We start from the raw sequence: 16,052 nt of genomic DNA on the forward strand, positions 1-16,052 counted from the left end.
CTTGTTGAGAGTAATGCCGCCCTGTAACTCAAACAGGGCGGTATTTTTTTTGTGCAATGTTGAGCCTTGTATGCAACAACTCCCGTTCTTGAAACCATTCGCGCCCGAAGCTCCCTGTAACGGAATTCGCTTGAGCGCAGGTTCAAGCCGCATCGGGCCAGTGCCCTGAGAATGCTTCGCGGTTTTCTCGAAAGGTGAAAAGTCCCGGAAATCCCGGCAAGCTTATCTAGCAAGAGAGAGTGGCGAATGTCAATAACAGCCGTGAGTTGACGGTCGGGGTGGGCGGAGGATCGATACAATCAAACCGTGGCTTCAAATGATCCGTCACCACGGCGCAGAGGTGTGGGGCGTGGATCAAATTGAGCCTCTGGGAAAGTCAGCAGGTATAGGGCTGGTTGTTTCGGGAATTTTCTGCCGGAAAAATAATGATCAAACCCTGCAGCCATTTAGTAAACAAATGGTTATTACATTACAGGGTTTGAAAATGGTCGGGTGCACTATGAAGAGAGGAGCGGCGTTCTCTTTGTTCAGGGTTACGGTTTCTCGAACCTGAAGCTGTCGAGGAAGCTCGTGTCGAACTCTCCGCTTCTGAACACCGGATCGTGCATCACCTGCTTGTGGAAAGGGATGGTGGTTTTGATGCCCATGATGATGAACTCGTCGAGAGCCCTCGACATGCGGGCGATCGCTTCGTCACGGTTGTGGGCAGTGACGATGAGCTTGCCGATCATCGAGTCGTAGTTCGATGGCACGACGTAGCTTGCGTAGCAGTGCGAGTCGATCCTGACGCCGGGGCCTCCGGGCGTATGAAAGACCTGAATCTCTCCCGGCGAAGGCCTGAACATGTGCTCAGGGTCTTCGGCATTGATGCGGCACTCGATGGAGTGGCCTCTCGGAATGAAGGTTTTCCCTTCCAGGCTTCCTCCAGCGGCGATGCTGATCTGTTCCCTGACGATATCGACGTCGTAGCGCTGCTCGGTTATGGGATGCTCCACTTGGATGCGGGTGTTCATCTCCATGAAGTAGAAGTTTTTGTGCTTGTCGAGCAGGAACTCGATGGTGCCGGCGCCTTCGTAGTTGATCGCCTTGGCGGCGGCCACGGCCGCTTCGCCCATCTTCGTGCGCAGGGCTTCATCGACTACCGGTGAGGGAGTCTCCTCGATCAGCTTCTGGTGGCGGCGCTGCACGGTGCAGTCGCGTTCGCCGAGGTGCACCACGTTGCCGTGCTGGTCGGCCAGAATCTGAATTTCGATGTGGCGGGGATTTTCAAGGAACTTCTCGATATAGACGCCGCTGTTGCCGAAGGCCATGCCGGCCTCGCTCTGGGCGGTCTTAAGGTTTTTTTCGAGCTGGCTCTCTTCGTGTACCACCCGCATCCCTTTTCCGCCACCCCCAGCTGTCGGTTTGATGATGACGGGATAGCCGATCTTTTTGGCGGTCTCAATGGCGTGAGCCACATCTTCGACCAGACCTTCACTTCCCGGGACGACTGGCACGCCTGCAGCAATCATGGTCGATTTGGCGGTGTTTTTGTCGCCCATCTTGTTGATCATCTCCGCGGAAGGGCCAATGAACTTGATGTTCGAGGAGCTGCATACTTCCGCAAAATCGGCGTTTTCGGCCAGAAAGCCGTAGCCAGGATGAATCGCGTCAGCGTTGGTGACCTCGGCAGCGGCGATGATGCGCGGAATATTCAGGTAGCTTTCTCTCGAAAGCGGCGGTCCGATGCAGACCGCTTCGTCTGCGTACCTGACATGAAGGGAATCGGCATCGGCGGTCGAATAGACGGCCACGGTGCAAATGCCCATCTCGCGGCAGGTATGCATGACCCGCAAGGCGATCTCCCCACGGTTTGCTATGAGTATTTTTTTAAACAAGGTGCAGTGAGTATTGAAGTTATGGCTTGACTCGGAAGAGAGCCTGATTGTATTCGACCGGCTGGCCGTTTTCGACGAGAATCTCGACAATGGTTCCTGAAACCTCCGACTCGATCTCGTTCATCAGCTTCATGGCTTCGATAATGCAAAGTACATCACCGGGTTTGACCTTGTCGCCTTCGTTGACGAACGGAAGAGAATCCGGAGATGGTGAGCGGTAGAAGGTGCCCACGATAGGTGAATAGATTTCGATCAGATCACTCACGGCAGGTTCTGCGGCAGCCGGGGCCGGTTGTTCCTGCACGGCCTGACGCACTGCAGGCAGGGGGGCCGGGATGGGTTGCGCGACGACGGGAGCGGTTGGTAAGACAGCCTGTGCCTTCGAGTTGTTTCGTCTCAGTGTGATTTCGGACTGGCCATCCTTGATGATCACTTCATCAAGAGCAGATACGTTGACGATCTCGATAAGCTGCTGAATTTCCTTGAGGTTCATGATTGTGGTCTTAAGATTTTACGCGCAATTCGGTAATAACATAACAACAGTCAAAACAGTCACTTTTTAACCCGCTCCATGTACTCGCCGCTACGGGTGTCGATGCGGATGATGCTGCCGGTCTGGATGAACATCGGCACGTTTACCTCGGCGCCGGTTTCGACGATGGCCGGTTTGGTGCCGCTAGTGGCGCGGTCGTCCTTGCTTGCCGGGCTGGTTTCTGTGACTTCGAGTTCGACAAAGGTTGGCAATTCAACTTCGAGGATCGATCCGTCATCGGCAAAAACGATATCGACCATCACGGAATCCTTGAGGAAACGTGAGGCTGGCCCAATGGCCACTTCTGGCACATTGATCTGATCGAAGGTCTCGGTGTCCATCATGACATAGTCTTCACCATCACGATAAAGGTACTGGTATTTCTTTCTCTCGGTGACGATGACATCGACCTGTTCGGTGGCGCTGAAGCGGTATTCGACGTTGCGGCCAGTCTTGAGGTTTTTCATGCTGGCCTGGTAGAAGGCGCGAAGGTTGCCGGGGGTACGGTGGACAAGGCTTTCGATGCTGTGTGGCGCCCCATTCCAGCGGATGATGGCACCTCTTGAGACATTGCTGATTGAAACCATGACTTGACTTGCAGATAGGTGATACAGTACTGAGTCTGAATATCGATGTTGAAAAGTTAAAGACACATAATATAACACAGCCAGAACTGAATAACAATGACAAGCCAAAACCCGCTTGGCACAAGGGAGAAAAACAAATTGGATGTTTGTTGGGCAGTCTTTAAATTGAATTATTGTAGTAATTGGAAATAGGCAACCTGATTTTCCTCAAACATTTAAACGGTAAACTACTTATTATGTCGAAAGCCGAGTTAGCAGAAAAGATTGCAGAGCAGACCGGTTTGACCAAGGCTGATGCTGAAAGAGCGGTCAATGCATTCATCAATGTGGTGACCTCGACCCTGAAAAGCGGTGATGATGTGACCCTGGTGGGCTTTGGTACTTTTACCACCGGCGACCGGGCAGAGCGCCAGGGCCGCAATCCCCAGACAGGCAAGACCATTACCATTGCCGCCAAGAAGGTTGTCAAGTTCAAGCCTGGCAAAGCGCTGAAAGAAGAGGTCGGTGGCTGAGCCATTACCGGAGCTTACAAGCTCATCGAACGAGTTTTCAAGGTCCATCATTGGCATGAGCAGTGATGGACTTTTTTTTAAGGAGCAAGCATACTATGGCGGCGAAAGTAGTTCTCGATTTTGAAAAACCCCTTTATGAGCTTGAAGAGAAGCTCAATGAAATGAGGGTTTACTTGAAAAGCGGCGAGGTCGATTCAATGTCGGAAGGCCGCGCAGGCCTGAAGCGCGAGATCGAATCGCTTGAAGCAAAGGTCGAATCGCTTCGCAAAACGATCTACAAGAATCTGACCCGCTGGCAGAAGGTGCAGCTGGCCCGGCACCCGGAACGCCCCTATACGCTCGATTACATCTACATGATGATGAAGGATTTCGTCGAGCTGTCAGGTGATCGTAACTTTGGCGATGACAAAGCGATCATCGGCGGCTTTGCCCGGCTTGAGGACGAATCAGCCGGTTTCTCGCAAAGCGTGATGGTCATCGGCCACCAGAAGGGGCGTGACACCAAATCGAACCTTTACCGCAACTTCGGCATGGCGCAGCCCGAGGGCTACCGCAAGGCGCTGCGTCTCATGAAGCTCGCGGAGAAGTTCCGCAAACCCGTCATCACGCTGATCGATACTCCGGGTGCGTTTCCTGGCATCGAGGCCGAGGAGCGCGGACAGGCCGAGGCCATTGCTCGCAACCTTTATGAAATGGCTGCTCTGAAAGTGCCGGTCATCTGCGTTATCATCGGCGAAGGGGCCAGCGGGGGAGCTATCGGCATCGGCGTCGGCGACCGTATTCTCATGGCTGAAAACGCCTGGTACTCGGTCATCTCGCCGGAAAGCTGTTCATCAATTCTCTGGCGGAGCTGGAACTTCAAGGAGCAGGCCGCAGAAGCGCTCAAGCTCACGGCGGACGATCTGCTCGCTCAGGGCATCATCGACCGGATCGTGACCGAACCTCTCGGTGGCGCGCATCACAACCCCGAACAGATGGCCTCAACGCTCAAGTCGATTTTGATCGAGGAGTTGCAGGGCTTGCTCACAAAAGATGCTCGTACACTGGTGGACGAACGAATCGCGAAGTTCTCAGGAATGGGCGTGTGGGAAGAGAGCTGACCGTTTTTCAAAGCGAAACCCGAAAAGCAGTCTCGACTTGTCGGGACTGTTTTTTTTACGTCATCGTTTTCTTGTTCTGTTCACGCCATTTACCAAGTCCACATCGTCCATCGAAGTTTTGGGCCAATAAAAACCCCCGGCGATGAACCGGGGGTTTTTGTGCGTATGTCGGATCGTGATCAGTTGATCGTCCAGGTGCTGTTGCCAGCAAGCAGTTCTTCGAGGGTGCCTTCGCCTTTTTCCTGCGCCTTGTCGATCTGGGCGCTCAGAGCCTGTTCGTAGGTGAAGCGATCCTCCACATAGAAGATACCGAACGGCCTCGGGAGGAACTCCTCGGTGCTGTTCGGATCGTCGAAGAAGCGCGACAGGATGTTTGCCTTGATGAGGTCGTTTTCGTCGTGAATCCAGAGGTCATCTTTTGAAACGCCCGATTTTTCGAGGTCAATCACCGTTGGTTTGAAACCGTCGAGGTAGATGCCCTTCGAGCCGTTCGCACCGAACACCAGCGGCTGGCCCTGTTCGAGGTAAAGCGTCGTGTCGTCCTTCCGCTCCTTGTCGCTGAAGGCTCTAAACGCGCCGTCGTTGAAAATCGGGCAGTTCTGGTAAATCTCGACGATCGAGGTGCCTTTGTGGTTGTGGGCGCGCTTGAAAATCTCCTTCATCAGCTTGCCGTCGCGATCCATGACGCGGGCCACGAAGGTGCCTCCTGCGCCAAGGGTGAGGGCGATGGTGTTGATCGGATAATCCACCACGCCGGTCGGAGAGGTGACGGTTCTCAAACCCACTTTCGAGGTCGGCGAGTACTGTCCCTTGGTCAGGCCGTAAATCTCGTTGTTGAACAGCACGACGTTGATGTCGAGGTTCCGTCTGACCGTGTGGATGTAATGGTTGCCGCCGATGGAGAGGGCGTCGCCATCGCCGGTGCCGACCCAGACGCTGAGGTCAGGGCGGGCAACCTTCAGACCGGAAGCCATCGCCATGGCGCGCCCGTGGATGCCGTGCACGCCGTAGGTGTTGATATAGTATGGCAGCCTTGACGAGCAGCCAATGCCCGATACCACGACAACCTCTTCGGTTTTCAGGCACAGTTCAGCCATCGCGTTCTTGAGTTGCTGGAGAACCATGAAGTCACCACAGCCGGGGCACCATTTCGGTTCCTGGTTCGACGTGAAATCCTTGGCGGTAAGGCAGGTATGTGTATCGGTCATGATTCAGAGCTCCTTTAAGATATCGGTGATTTTTTCTTCGATTTCCATCTCGTTGAACGGCAGGCCCTGAACCTTGCTGAAGCCGACCGGTTCGATGAGGAACTTGTCCCTGATGAGGCTGAGCAGCTGCCCGCAGTTGTTTTCGGGAATCAGCACTTTTTTGAAGTTTCCGAGCATCGCGCCGAGATTTTTCGGGAACGGGTTGATATAGCGGAGGTGCGCGTGGGCAACGTCAAGTCCGCCTTCGCGAGCCTGCTCGACGGCTTTCTTGATGGCGCCATAGGTCGAACCCCAGCCGAGGACGAGCAGATCGCCTTTTTCCGGGCCGTTGTCGATGGTGAGATCAGGAATAATATCGGCGACCTTTGCAACCTTTTCAGCACGCAATCTGGTCATGAGTGCATGGTTTTCCGGATCGTGCGAAACGTGGCCGGTTTCATTCTGCTTTTCGAGACCGCCGATGCGGTGTTCGAGACCAGGTGTGCCGGGGATGCCCCACGGCCTGACGCAGCGCTCGTCGCGCTTGTACGGCAGATACGGCGGATCGTCGGCTTTGCGCTCTGGCGAGAACATGGGAGTGATCGAGGCCAGCTCGTCCGGCGATGGCACCAGCATCGGCTCAGAGCTGAGTGCGAGGTAGCCGTCGGTGAGGCAAAGGACAGGAGTCATGTACTCGACGGCGATCTTCGCGGCTTCGTAGGCGGCGTAGAAGCAGTCAACCGGCGACATGGCCGCGATGACCGGCATCGGCGCTTCGCCGTGACGTCCGTACATAGCCATGAGCAGATCGGACTGCTCCGGCTTGGTCGGCAGACCGGTGGACGGGCCGCCGCGCATCACATTGATGATCACCAGCGGAAGTTCGAGGATAACCGCCAAACCCATCCCTTCGGTTTTGAGCGCCAGACCGGGGCCGGAGGTGTTGGTGGCGGCAAGCGCACCTCCATAGGCCGCGCCGATGCTGGTCAGGATACCGGCTATTTCGTCTTCAGCCTGGAACGTTTTGACGCCCCACTTTTTCAAGCCGGCAAGGGTCTGGAGAATTTCGGAAGCCGGGGTGATCGGATAGGAGCCGAGAAAGAGTTCCAGTCCAGCCTTTTGGGCGGCAGCGGCAAGACCGATAGCCGAAGCTTCGTTGCCAGTCACGCGGCGATAAACACCCTTTTTTTTCTGGGCCGGAGGGACACAAAAACGACCATGCTGTGAGAACATTTCGGTTTCATCGCCGAAGTTGTAGCCTGCCTTGACGGCTTTGATGTTGGCCTCGGCAATGTCCTGTTTATTCTTGAATTTTGACTGCAATGCCTCGATCGTGGTTTCGAGTGGCAGGCTGTAGAGCCAGTAGAGCACGCCGAGCACGAACATGTTTTTGCAGCGGTCGATGATCTTGGTGCTCAGGCCTGTATCGGCAAGCGCCTGGCGGGTGAGGCTGATTACCGGAATTTTGAATACGGTATAATCAGTCAGCGTGCCGTCTTCGAGCGGATTGTTGGTTTCACCGTAACCAGCAAGGTTCAGGTTCTTTGCGTCGAACCCGTCGGTATCAGCAATGATGATGCCACCATGGTGCAGGTTCTTCAGGTTTGCCTTCAGCGCGGCAGCGTTCATGGCGATCATGACATCGAACTTCGCGCCCGGAGTATAGACGCCGGTTGTGCCAAACTGCAACTGAAAGCCCGATACGCCTGCCACAGTACCGGCAGGAGGTCTGATTTCCGAAGGAAAGTTCGGAAAGGTGTTCAAATCCGAGCCGTAAACGGCCACCGTGTTGGCGAACTGGGTGCCGGTAAGCTGCATGCCGTCACCGGAGTCACCGGCAAAAAGCACTGACACGTTGGTTTTTGATATTACCATGTCATTGTTGTTTAAGATTACGGTGTCACTCATGGGTATCCCCTCTTCCTTTTTTCAGAAAAAAGTTTTGGACGGCAAAAAAACTCCCGCATATGACCTGGTCACAGCAAAGAGATGATGTCGTGGTTGTATGGAGAAATTCTCTTAACGGCGGGTTCGGGCAGACAATACTTAACCCTAGGCAATTTTTCGCCTTAACAAAAATATACGGCACGACGGCTGTCGATGCAAGAGTATGCGTGGGTTATTCTGCTTTTTTCTTCTCGATCACTATGTTGTGTTCTTTCAGCCATGCCTGCCACTCCTCTTCCTCCCTGACCGGACACTGGCTGCTCAGATCGCAGATGTCGCAGCGCATCAGGCCGTAAATCTGGTCCATCCAGCAACCGTTGGTGCTTTTGGGTACCTCGTTGACATAATTTGGATTGGCCATGGTTTTTCTGACGCCAATATCCATCAGGTCGAGGATGTCTTTCCTCTTTTTCGAATTTTCGATTCCCCAGCTCATAACATGACTTCCCGTTTGCCGTTGACAGCAAAAGATTTTTTTTTCGCAGGATTTTTTGCAGGATTACGAATAGCTAACCAAATAATATAGTGTCTTTTTTTTTAACATCATTATCAAGCCGTGAAATGGCTGGGTTCCCTGCTAAAATTGCTCCTCACAAAATCCGTTGGCATCGAGCCTGAAAAACCGTAAATTTCGAGCCGAAAACTGCTGCGGTTGGCTCTTTGCCGCGCATCGCAGCTCAACCCACAAGGGTGTCGCAGGATTGCCGTTCATGTGTTTCCCGATGCCCGCAAGCTACAGATAAGCTACAGATACTTATGAATTCAAGAGAGATACGGCAGTCGTTCCTCGATTTTTTTGCAGGCAAGGAGCACCGCATCGTGCGTTCTGCGCCGGTCATTCCGGCGGAAGACCCGACGCTGCTGTTCACCAATGCCGGTATGAACCAGTTCAAGGACGTGTTTCTCGGCAAGGGCACGCGGGAGTACACTCGCGCTGCCGACACGCAGAAGTGCATCCGCGCTTCGGGCAAGCACAATGATCTCGAAGATGTCGGTCGCGACACCTATCATCACACTTTTTTCGAGATGCTCGGTAACTGGTCGTTCGGTGACTATTACAAAAAGGAGGCGATCGGCTGGGCGTGGGAGCTGATGACCGAGGTCTGGAAGCTTCCCAAAGAGCGCCTCTATGCCACGGTTTATCACGACGACGAGGAGAGTTTTAAGCTCTGGCAGAGCGAAACGGACATCGAGCACTCGCACATCCTGAAGTTCGGCGACAAAGACAACTTCTGGGAGATGGGCGAAACCGGACCGTGCGGCCCCTGCTCGGAAATCCACATCGATCTCACTCCCGACGGTTCGGGCGGCCCGCTCGTCAACGTTGGCGACCACCGGGTGATCGAGCTCTGGAACCTGGTCTTCATCCAGTACGACCGTCAGGCCGACGGCACTCTTGTGCCGCTACCGCAGAAGCATGTCGATACCGGCATGGGCTTCGAGCGCGTGGCCGCTGTGCTTCAGGGCAAATCCTCGAACTACGACAGCGACGTCTTCGCGCCGCTTTTCGACCGTATCACCGAGCTGACCGGTACGGTTTACACCGCCTCGCTCGACAGCCCGTCGGATATCGCCATGCGTGTCATCGCCGACCACTGCCGCACGCTCACCTTCGCGCTCTCCGACGGCGCGATGCCGGGCAACGAGGGGCGCGGCTACGTGCTGCGCCGCATCCTGCGCCGCGCCGTGCGCTACGCGGGCACGCTCGGCTGCCACGAGCCGATCATCTATAAAATGGTCGAGGTGCTGGTGCGCACGATGGGCGACGTCTTTCCGGAGCTGGAGAAGCAGCAGGCGACGGTCGAAAAGATCATCCGCGCCGAAGAAGAGAGCTTCCTCGTCACCCTCGGACGCGGCACCGAAATTTTCAACGAGGTGGTCGCAGACATGAAAACGGCCGGAAGCACCACCATCTCAGGCGCGGACGCTTTCAAGCTGTACGACACCTTCGGCTTCCCGCTTGACCTGACGCGCCTGATGGCCGCCGAAGTTGGCCTCGGCATTGACGAAGCGGGCTTCGAGCACTGCATGATGGAGCAAAAGACCCGCGCTCGCATGGATCGTAAGGGCAAGATGCAAATGCAGGACGACGGCGGCGAGTGGCAGTGGTTCGCGCCGGAAGCGCCGACCACTTTTGTCGGCTACGACATGCTCGAAACGGAAGCGACGCTTGTCGCCGCCCGGGTCAGCGGCGACAAGCTTCTCATGGTGCTCGATCAGACGCCCTTCTACGCCGAAAGCGGCGGTCAGGTTGGCGACCACGGTACGCTCGAAACCGCCGGATACCGCCTCGACGTGACCGATACGCGCAAGGATGGCGAGCAGATTGTCCACGTCGTCACCTCGGCGCATGACAAGGTGCGCGACTGCGCCGTTACGCCAGCCGACGTCAGCTTTGACGGCGTGGTTTCCGTCAAGGCCGCCGTTGACCGCGATCGCCGCGTCGCCACCGAGCGCAACCACACGGCCACGCACCTGCTGCACGCTGCGCTGCGCAAGGTGCTTGGTGAGCACGTGCAGCAGAAGGGCTCGCTGGTTACGCCGGAGCGGCTGCGCTTCGACTTCAGCCACTTCTCGAAGGTGAGCGCCGAGGAGCTGGAGCAGGTCGAGCACGAGGTTAACGCCGAGATTCGCAAAGCGGCCAGCGTCACCAAGCACGCCGACGTGCCCTACGAAGAGGCGCTCGCTCTCGGTGCGCTTGCCTTCTTCGGCGACAAGTACGCCGACCGCGTGCGCGTGGTTGAGGTGCCCGGTATCTCAATCGAGCTGTGCGGCGGCACCCACGTCGGCAACATCGGCCAGATCGGCATGGTCAAGATCGTCAGCGAATCATCGGTCGCCGCCGGCATCCGCCGCATCGAGGCGGTCACGGGCGCGGCTGCCGAAGCGCTGCTCTGGCAGGAGTACCGCGATCTTCAGGAGATCAAAAATCTGTTGAAGCTCAAGGCAGACGAAGAGGCTGGGCCGAAAATCAAAGAGCTGCTCGAAGAGAAAAAAGCGCTCGACAAGCAGCTTCAGGAGAGCCGTCTCGCCGGACTGCTCGATCGCTTGGCCGCATCGCTGGCCGGTGGCGAAGAGGTCAACGGATGCCGCATTATGACAGAACGGCTCGACGGCGTCAGTGGTGATGAACTCCGCCAGGCGGCAGTGGCGCTTCGCGAGCGGGTGCCGTGCGCGGTCGGACTGCTGTGCGGCGTGGCCGACGGCAAGGTATCGCTGGTCGCCTTTGCTTCGGACGAGGCGGTCAAGTCGCTGAAACTCGACGCGGGCAAGCTGGTCAAAGAGGCAGCGGCCTCGGTCAAGGGCGGCGGCGGCGGAAAGCTTGAACTGGCGACGGCGGGCGGCAAGGAGCCTGCCGGAATCGACAAAGCCATCGAGGTTTTCGTCGCGTCGGTGAAGTCTGCGTTACAGTGATGAACGGTTTGAACATGAATGAGTGATGCTGATTTTTGACTGTTTTTTCGGACGATGTGAAAAACCCTCGTGCGATGGTTGCGGCCTGGTGCCCGTCCGCAATTTGCGGCGTGCGCTCAAGTCGCGCTCGATGAATAAAACCGAGGAGTCGTGCGTCGATCCGGACAACTCCTGGAAAAAAGCGGTGGACGCGACGCTTGCCGGAAAGTCACCGACGGCGAGCAAGGCATCGGCGAAGCGCAAAAAGCGCCTGCTCGTGCCGCGCGAGGAGATTCCGTGGTTTCCGGTCATCAAGCCGGAGCTTTGCAACGGCTGCGGCGACTGCAAGGTGCTTTGCAAACCCGGTGTCTTCGAGCTTGGAGAACCCGACCCGACCGGCATTCACCGCCCGAAACTCATCGTTGCCCACCCCATGAACTGCCTCGTTCTCTGCGACCGCTGCGTTCCCATCTGCACCTCCGGCGCGATTGTCCTGCCAAAGAAAGAGGATTTTGAGAAGTATGTGGAGTATCTGGATTAGTTGAAAGTTGATAATTGATAATCGGGAGGGGTATGAGGAAACGATTGCTTGCGCCGAGGGAGGAGATTGCGTGGTATCCGGCTATCGATGCGGACATTTGCAATGGTTGCGAAGCCTGCGCTGAGTTCTGCCGTCCCGGAGTGTTCGCGCCCGGTGCTCCTGAACCGGACGCCGCAGTGGTGAAACGTCCGAAAATGCAGGTTGCCCATCCCATGAACTGCCTCGTTCTTTGCACCCGCTGCGTGCCCGTCTGCCCCTCCGGCGCGATCACCCTGCCCGATCCGCTCGACTTCGAGCGCTTCGTGGAGTATATTGAGTAATCTCAGCGGCAAGACACTGGCTTTACAGGAGTTGCAACCAGATTCCCAGCAATGTTCTGATATGTTCTGGAATATGGTCTTGAGGATTATAACGAAGACTTTTTGAATATGGTATTCGGGATATGAATGATGGCCATCATGATATATTTCCAGAACCACGGGGTATAAAGCACGTCCTTTTTCTTTTCAATTGCATTGACAATATCGCTGGCGATCTGCTCTGGCTTCGCTAAAAGCATGTCCGGTGCGGAAATGCCTTCTGTCATAGGTGTTTCGACCATGCCGGGCTTGATGGTCAGCACGTGAACGCCGCTTTTGTGAAGGCGGGCACGAAGTCCCTCGCAGAAGGTCGTAACGGCGGCCTTTGCTGTTCCATAGACATAGTTGGATGGCCGTCCCCGATCACCCGCAACGGAACTGATCACGGCGATTGTACCATGATGCTGTTGTTCCATGGTGTTCGCTGTATGGGTAAGTAACGATATCGTGCTCAGGGCATTGGTCTGCAGTTCTTTCAGCGCCAGCTCAGGGTTGGTTTCACACTCTTTTTGATTGCCAAGAGTGCCGTGGGCAATAAGAACTATGTCGAAAGAGCCTATTGTCGCTTTTGCTTTTTCAAGTACAGTCCGGTGGTTCACTGTGTCGTTCGCATCAAATAGGGCGGTTTCAACAGCAGATGCTCCTCTGACAAGCAGATCTGAAGCGATGGTCTTCAGGCGCTCTTCATTGCGGGCGAGCAGATAAAACCGATGGCCTTTTGCAGCAAATTGTTGAGCCGTTGCTTCGGCGATAGCTGATGTTGCGCCGATGATAAGGATATTCTGCATTAGTCAAGTCCCAGGCGTTGTGATTGCATTGAGAGGAATGTATGTCGGGCACCATATTGCTGCCTGATATTCTGAAACTGTTCCCATTTTGGGTAGCATTTTCTGAAGGTTTCAGCGTTCATCCTTGCGTCTTTTGTCAGATAGAGCCTGCCCCCATGATCGAGTACCATGGCATCAAGCCGGTCCAGAAGCGGAAACAGATCCGGCTCGATTTTAAAATCGAGAGCCAGGGTATAACCTTCCATTGGAAAGCTCAGCAGGTTCCGGTTCTCTTTGCCGAATGCTTTGAGCACGGCAAGAAATGAGCCTTTTTTCGAGTTCACAATGGTACGAAGAATCAAGTCCATGGCCTGTAGGCCGGCCTCTTTCGGAATGACGAACTGATACTGGGTAAAGCCGTTTTTGCCATACATCCGGTTCCAGTGACCAATGCCGTCAAGCGGATAAAAAAACGGATCGTAATGAACCGTTGCATGCGTTTCCCGTTGCCTTGCTTTGTGATAGTACAGTGTATTGAATGCTTTTATGGAGTATGGATTCAGGATGAACGACGGCAGGTCAAGAGGTACCGAAAGCCCTGGATTATGATGGGCGGCAAGTGCTCCATGCTGTGCGTGCTTGCCGGTCATGAGCAGTGACCGGCCAAGCTTGTCACCGCTGGAGATACAATCGATCCAGGCTACGGAATAGGGCTGTTCAGCCTGTTTTTCAAAGAGTTCAAAACTTTCTCCGAGGTTGGCTGATTTGAAGGTGACCTGGTCGATGTAAGCGCTTTTTATTGGTGTGAGGCGAATCGCTGCTGAAAGGATGATTCCGGTAAGTCCCATGCCGCCACAGGTCGCATGGAAGAGTTGCGCCTGCTCATGAGGAGAGCAGCGGATGATCTCCCCTGAGCCGGTCAGGAGATCAAGAAAATCGACGTGATCACAGAAGCAGCCGTCGATGTGGTGATTTTTTCCGTGGATGTCACTGGCGATGGCCCCGCCAACAGTCACCAGTTTTGTGCCGGGTGTTACCGGTAAAAACCAGCCACGCGGCACGAAAACTTCCAGAATTTCGGCGAGGCTGACGCCTGACTGACAATGAAGCAGACCCGATTGCAGCTCAAAAGAGAGCATATGGTTCAAACGGAGCGTTTTTACCATCAGCTTGCCGAGTGAGCTGTCACCATAACTCCGCCCAAGTCCTCGCGGCGTAACGCCATCATAACTTCCGGTTCCGATGAGGTCTTGCAGTGCTTTTTCGGAAGAAGGGGTCAGTACTTGTGCCTCAATTTCAGGGTATTTTCCCCATCCGGACGTGTTCATGAAGCGCCCTCCTGTTTAAAAACAAATCGCTTGTCGAGCTGGTATTTTGATGCGTATCCGATCGCAAGGCCGATAACGGCACCAAGATATCTTGACTCTTTTGTGTGGTAAAGATGGTTGAATCCGAACTCAAAGCCCCAGAAAATCAGTGTGGTGACCGCTCCCATCATGCTATAAAGTAGGAATGTCCGGGTGTCATGAATCGGGTTTTCAGCTTTAAACCGAAAGATATAGCGCTTGTCAAGCATGTATTTGAGCAACAGACCGGCAAGAGTGCCTAAGCCAACTGAAATGGCTATGGCATACTGGCCGGAATAGTATCTGATAGATATATCCTGAACTTCTATATTTGCGGCGGTCGCCAATATGGCAAAGAGAGTGTACAACGTAGAAATTTTCATTGCGCATCAAAATATCTTAAACAAGAATGGCCAGGAAAAATATACACGCAAAAAGGGTGGCGGTTATCAGGCTTGTGCGATCTTTGATGGCAAACAGGACAGGATCATCGTGCATCTGGCCACGGTGAGTGAGCATCCACATGCGGCTGATCCAGAAAAGCAGGATAGGGCAGGCAAGCCAGATCAGCTCATGAGTTTTGTACATCGCAATGGTTCTGGCATCCTGGATGTACAGCGCAAGCACCAGTATTGACAGGTATCCCGAGGCCGTACCGAGACTGGCGATGATTTGAATGTCGCTGGGGTAGTAGCCGCGGCCGCTGGTTTTTGCCGTATCGCCTTTTGTCTGCAGATCCAGTAATTCAGCATAGCGTTTGAGCATGGCAAGGCTGAGGAAAAAGAAGACGGAGAATGCGAGTATCCAGAATGTCGGTATAATAGAGCAGGCAAATGCACCAGCAAGAATCCGCACGGTATAAAGACCGGCGAGCATGATGGTGTCAACCAGAGGGATTTTTTTCAGGTACTGGGAATAGACAACGCTCAGCAGGTAATAGGTGACGAGCGAAATCGTGAATGTCGCGGATAACAGTATCAGCGATGCGGATAATGAAGCCAGGAAAAGCAGCGGAGCTGAAATCAGTCCAATCAGAATTGGCAGTTCGCCCGAAGCGAGCGGCCGGTTGCGTTTTCTGGGATGGTATCGGTCGCTTTCCAGATCGAGCAGGTCGTTGATCAGGTAGCCGCTCGATGCGGTCATCGAAAAAAGGACGAACGCCAGCAGCGCATCGGCGATCAGGGTGATATTGGTGAGCTGATGCGAAGCGATGAGCGGAATGAAGAGCAGCAGATTTTTTAGCCACTGGTGCGGACGCAAGGCCCGGAAAAAGGTTCGCAGCGAGCTTTGCCTCGTTTGGAAAACGCGGGCAACGCCTCCTTGCAGGTCCATCTTCTTTTTGACTCCGGGCTCGGGATCGGCAAGGTAGGTCTTATCGGCCGCATTCCAGACGACCACATCATCATGGGAATTGCCGATGTAGTCGAATCCCTTTTCACCGAACTGATCGATCAGGCAGTCTCTTTTGGATCGCGCTGACAGATTGATGCCGTTTTCAGTGGCGATGACAAGATCGAACAATCCCAAATGTTCGGCGATCTTCTCGGCAAACATCTTATGTGTGCCGGTGGCAAGGACGATCTGGCGCTGCTCCCGCTTTGCCTGTTTGATGAAATCGATAACCTCTGTGTTATAGGGCAGTACCTCAACCGACAGGTCAACCCTGTCCGCAAGCCGGGCTTTCAGGATCGCTTTTCCCTCCAGCAGCCAGAACGGAAGGTGAAACACAGGTCTGATTCCCTTTTTCGAATAGGCGAGCACGGACTCGATGAGCATGTCCGAACGTAAAAGGGTCCCGTCAAGATCCACAACCAGCGGTTTGTTCATGGGAGCAAAACTCTGTTATAGATTGAGGATAGTGCCGATCAGCTGGTTTCATGAACAATATATCATAAAAGAACTGT

General features: G+C 54.6%; 15 protein-coding genes. 5 read left to right on the forward strand and 10 right to left on the reverse strand.

Going from position 1 to position 16,052, the window contains the following annotated elements; translation table 11 throughout:
• Window positions 1-533: 533 nt before the first annotated feature.
• Genes accC through efp form a run of 3 tightly spaced genes read right to left on the reverse strand, consistent with a single transcriptional unit; the run spans window position 534 to window position 2,996 of the window.
• A complete protein-coding gene (gene accC / locus AYT24_RS00795) occupies window positions 534-1,877 on the reverse strand; it encodes an acetyl-CoA carboxylase biotin carboxylase subunit (RefSeq protein WP_010931851.1) in 1,344 nt (447 codons plus the stop codon).
• 19 nt (window positions 1,878-1,896) lie between these two features.
• A complete protein-coding gene (accB, locus tag AYT24_RS00800; protein WP_010931852.1) occupies window positions 1,897-2,370 on the reverse strand; it encodes an acetyl-CoA carboxylase biotin carboxyl carrier protein in 474 nt (157 codons plus the stop codon).
• 59 nt (window positions 2,371-2,429) lie between these two features.
• Entirely contained in the window at window positions 2,430-2,996 is a 567-nt protein-coding gene (efp, locus tag AYT24_RS00805) for an elongation factor P (RefSeq protein WP_010931853.1), read from the reverse strand.
• 236 nt (window positions 2,997-3,232) lie between these two features.
• On the opposite strand from efp, the gene AYT24_RS00810 reads away from it, so the two are divergent.
• Window positions 3,233-3,508, forward strand: coding sequence for an HU family DNA-binding protein (locus AYT24_RS00810; protein ID WP_010931854.1), 276 nt, complete (start codon window positions 3,233-3,235; stop codon window positions 3,506-3,508).
• Window positions 3,509-3,603: 95 nt separating this feature from the next.
• Window positions 3,604-4,608, forward strand: a complete 1,005-nt coding sequence (locus AYT24_RS00815; RefSeq protein ID WP_010931855.1) for an acetyl-CoA carboxylase carboxyltransferase subunit alpha — start codon at window positions 3,604-3,606, stop codon at window positions 4,606-4,608.
• Between the two features lie 179 nt (window positions 4,609-4,787).
• Here AYT24_RS00815 and AYT24_RS00820 read toward each other — a convergent pair whose 3' ends face one another.
• From AYT24_RS00820 to AYT24_RS00830, 3 genes are all read right to left on the reverse strand, one after another.
• Window positions 4,788-5,816 (reverse strand): 2-oxoacid:ferredoxin oxidoreductase subunit beta, encoded by a 1,029-nt coding sequence (locus AYT24_RS00820; protein WP_010931856.1) that lies wholly within the window; start codon window positions 5,814-5,816, stop codon window positions 4,788-4,790.
• Window positions 5,817-5,819: 3 nt separating this feature from the next.
• Window positions 5,820-7,703: a 2-oxoacid:acceptor oxidoreductase subunit alpha gene (locus AYT24_RS00825; protein ID WP_010931857.1), complete on the reverse strand. Its 1,884-nt coding sequence runs from the start codon at window positions 7,701-7,703 to the stop codon at window positions 5,820-5,822.
• Window positions 7,704-7,914: 211 nt separating this feature from the next.
• A complete protein-coding gene (locus AYT24_RS00830) occupies window positions 7,915-8,178 on the reverse strand; it encodes a hypothetical protein (protein ID WP_010931858.1) in 264 nt (87 codons plus the stop codon).
• A 320-nt stretch (window positions 8,179-8,498) separates the two neighbouring features.
• Between AYT24_RS00830 and alaS the strand changes: the two genes are divergently transcribed.
• From alaS to AYT24_RS00845, 3 genes are read left to right on the forward strand one after another with little or no spacing between them, the layout of a single operon-like run.
• Window positions 8,499-11,156, forward strand: coding sequence for an alanine--tRNA ligase (gene alaS / locus AYT24_RS00835; RefSeq protein WP_010931860.1), 2,658 nt, complete (start codon window positions 8,499-8,501; stop codon window positions 11,154-11,156).
• A 25-nt stretch (window positions 11,157-11,181) separates the two neighbouring features.
• Window positions 11,182-11,676 (forward strand): 4Fe-4S dicluster domain-containing protein, encoded by a 495-nt coding sequence (locus AYT24_RS00840; RefSeq protein ID WP_164926805.1) that lies wholly within the window; start codon window positions 11,182-11,184, stop codon window positions 11,674-11,676.
• Between the two features lie 32 nt (window positions 11,677-11,708).
• Complete coding sequence (locus AYT24_RS00845) at window positions 11,709-11,996, forward strand: 4Fe-4S dicluster domain-containing protein (protein WP_010931862.1); 288 nt, start codon at window positions 11,709-11,711, stop codon at window positions 11,994-11,996.
• 86 nt (window positions 11,997-12,082) lie between these two features.
• On the opposite strand, the gene AYT24_RS00850 is transcribed toward AYT24_RS00845, so the two are convergent.
• Genes AYT24_RS00850 through AYT24_RS00865 form a run of 4 tightly spaced genes read right to left on the reverse strand, consistent with a single transcriptional unit; the run spans window position 12,083 to window position 15,975 of the window.
• Entirely contained in the window at window positions 12,083-12,823 is a 741-nt protein-coding gene (locus tag AYT24_RS00850; protein ID WP_010931863.1) for an SDR family oxidoreductase, read from the reverse strand.
• On the reverse strand, window positions 12,823-14,130 hold the full coding sequence (locus AYT24_RS00855) for an FAD-binding oxidoreductase (protein ID WP_010931864.1): 1,308 nt from the start codon (window positions 14,128-14,130) through the stop codon (window positions 12,823-12,825). The genes AYT24_RS00850 and AYT24_RS00855 overlap by 1 nt, the downstream gene beginning before the upstream one ends.
• A complete protein-coding gene (locus AYT24_RS00860) occupies window positions 14,127-14,531 on the reverse strand; it encodes a GtrA family protein (protein WP_010931865.1) in 405 nt (134 codons plus the stop codon). Before AYT24_RS00860 ends, AYT24_RS00855 begins: the two co-directional genes overlap by 4 nt.
• 16 nt (window positions 14,532-14,547) lie before the next feature.
• Window positions 14,548-15,975: a UbiA family prenyltransferase gene (locus AYT24_RS00865; protein ID WP_010931866.1), complete on the reverse strand. Its 1,428-nt coding sequence runs from the start codon at window positions 15,973-15,975 to the stop codon at window positions 14,548-14,550.
• Window positions 15,976-16,052 lie beyond the last annotated feature (77 nt).

It is taken from the genome of Chlorobaculum tepidum TLS (assembly GCF_000006985.1).
Classification (GTDB): Bacteria; Bacteroidota; Chlorobiia; order Chlorobiales; family Chlorobiaceae; genus Chlorobaculum; species Chlorobaculum tepidum.

What these genes read in the sequence shown, in the direction of transcription:
- AYT24_RS00815 (WP_010931855.1), top strand. Translation starts at nt 3,604, where the DNA reads ATGGCGGCGAAAGTAGTTCTCGATTTTGAAAAACCCCTTTATGAGCTT.
- AYT24_RS00825 (WP_010931857.1), bottom strand. Translation starts at nt 7,703, where the DNA reads ATGAGTGACACCGTAATCTTAAACAACAATGACATGGTAATATCAAAA.
- AYT24_RS00840 (WP_164926805.1), top strand. Translation starts at nt 11,182, where the DNA reads ATGCTGATTTTTGACTGTTTTTTCGGACGATGTGAAAAACCCTCGTGC.
- alaS (WP_010931860.1), top strand. Translation starts at nt 8,499, where the DNA reads ATGAATTCAAGAGAGATACGGCAGTCGTTCCTCGATTTTTTTGCAGGC.
- efp (WP_010931853.1), bottom strand. Translation starts at nt 2,996, where the DNA reads ATGGTTTCAATCAGCAATGTCTCAAGAGGTGCCATCATCCGCTGGAAT.
- AYT24_RS00850 (WP_010931863.1), bottom strand. Translation starts at nt 12,823, where the DNA reads ATGCAGAATATCCTTATCATCGGCGCAACATCAGCTATCGCCGAAGCA.
- AYT24_RS00865 (WP_010931866.1), bottom strand. Translation starts at nt 15,975, where the DNA reads ATGAACAAACCGCTGGTTGTGGATCTTGACGGGACCCTTTTACGTTCG.
- accB (WP_010931852.1), bottom strand. Translation starts at nt 2,370, where the DNA reads ATGAACCTCAAGGAAATTCAGCAGCTTATCGAGATCGTCAACGTATCT.
- AYT24_RS00820 (WP_010931856.1), bottom strand. Translation starts at nt 5,816, where the DNA reads ATGACCGATACACATACCTGCCTTACCGCCAAGGATTTCACGTCGAAC.
- AYT24_RS00845 (WP_010931862.1), top strand. Translation starts at nt 11,709, where the DNA reads ATGAGGAAACGATTGCTTGCGCCGAGGGAGGAGATTGCGTGGTATCCG.
- AYT24_RS00860 (WP_010931865.1), bottom strand. Translation starts at nt 14,531, where the DNA reads ATGAAAATTTCTACGTTGTACACTCTCTTTGCCATATTGGCGACCGCC.
- AYT24_RS00855 (WP_010931864.1), bottom strand. Translation starts at nt 14,130, where the DNA reads ATGAACACGTCCGGATGGGGAAAATACCCTGAAATTGAGGCACAAGTA.
- AYT24_RS00830 (WP_010931858.1), bottom strand. Translation starts at nt 8,178, where the DNA reads ATGAGCTGGGGAATCGAAAATTCGAAAAAGAGGAAAGACATCCTCGAC.
- AYT24_RS00810 (WP_010931854.1), top strand. Translation starts at nt 3,233, where the DNA reads ATGTCGAAAGCCGAGTTAGCAGAAAAGATTGCAGAGCAGACCGGTTTG.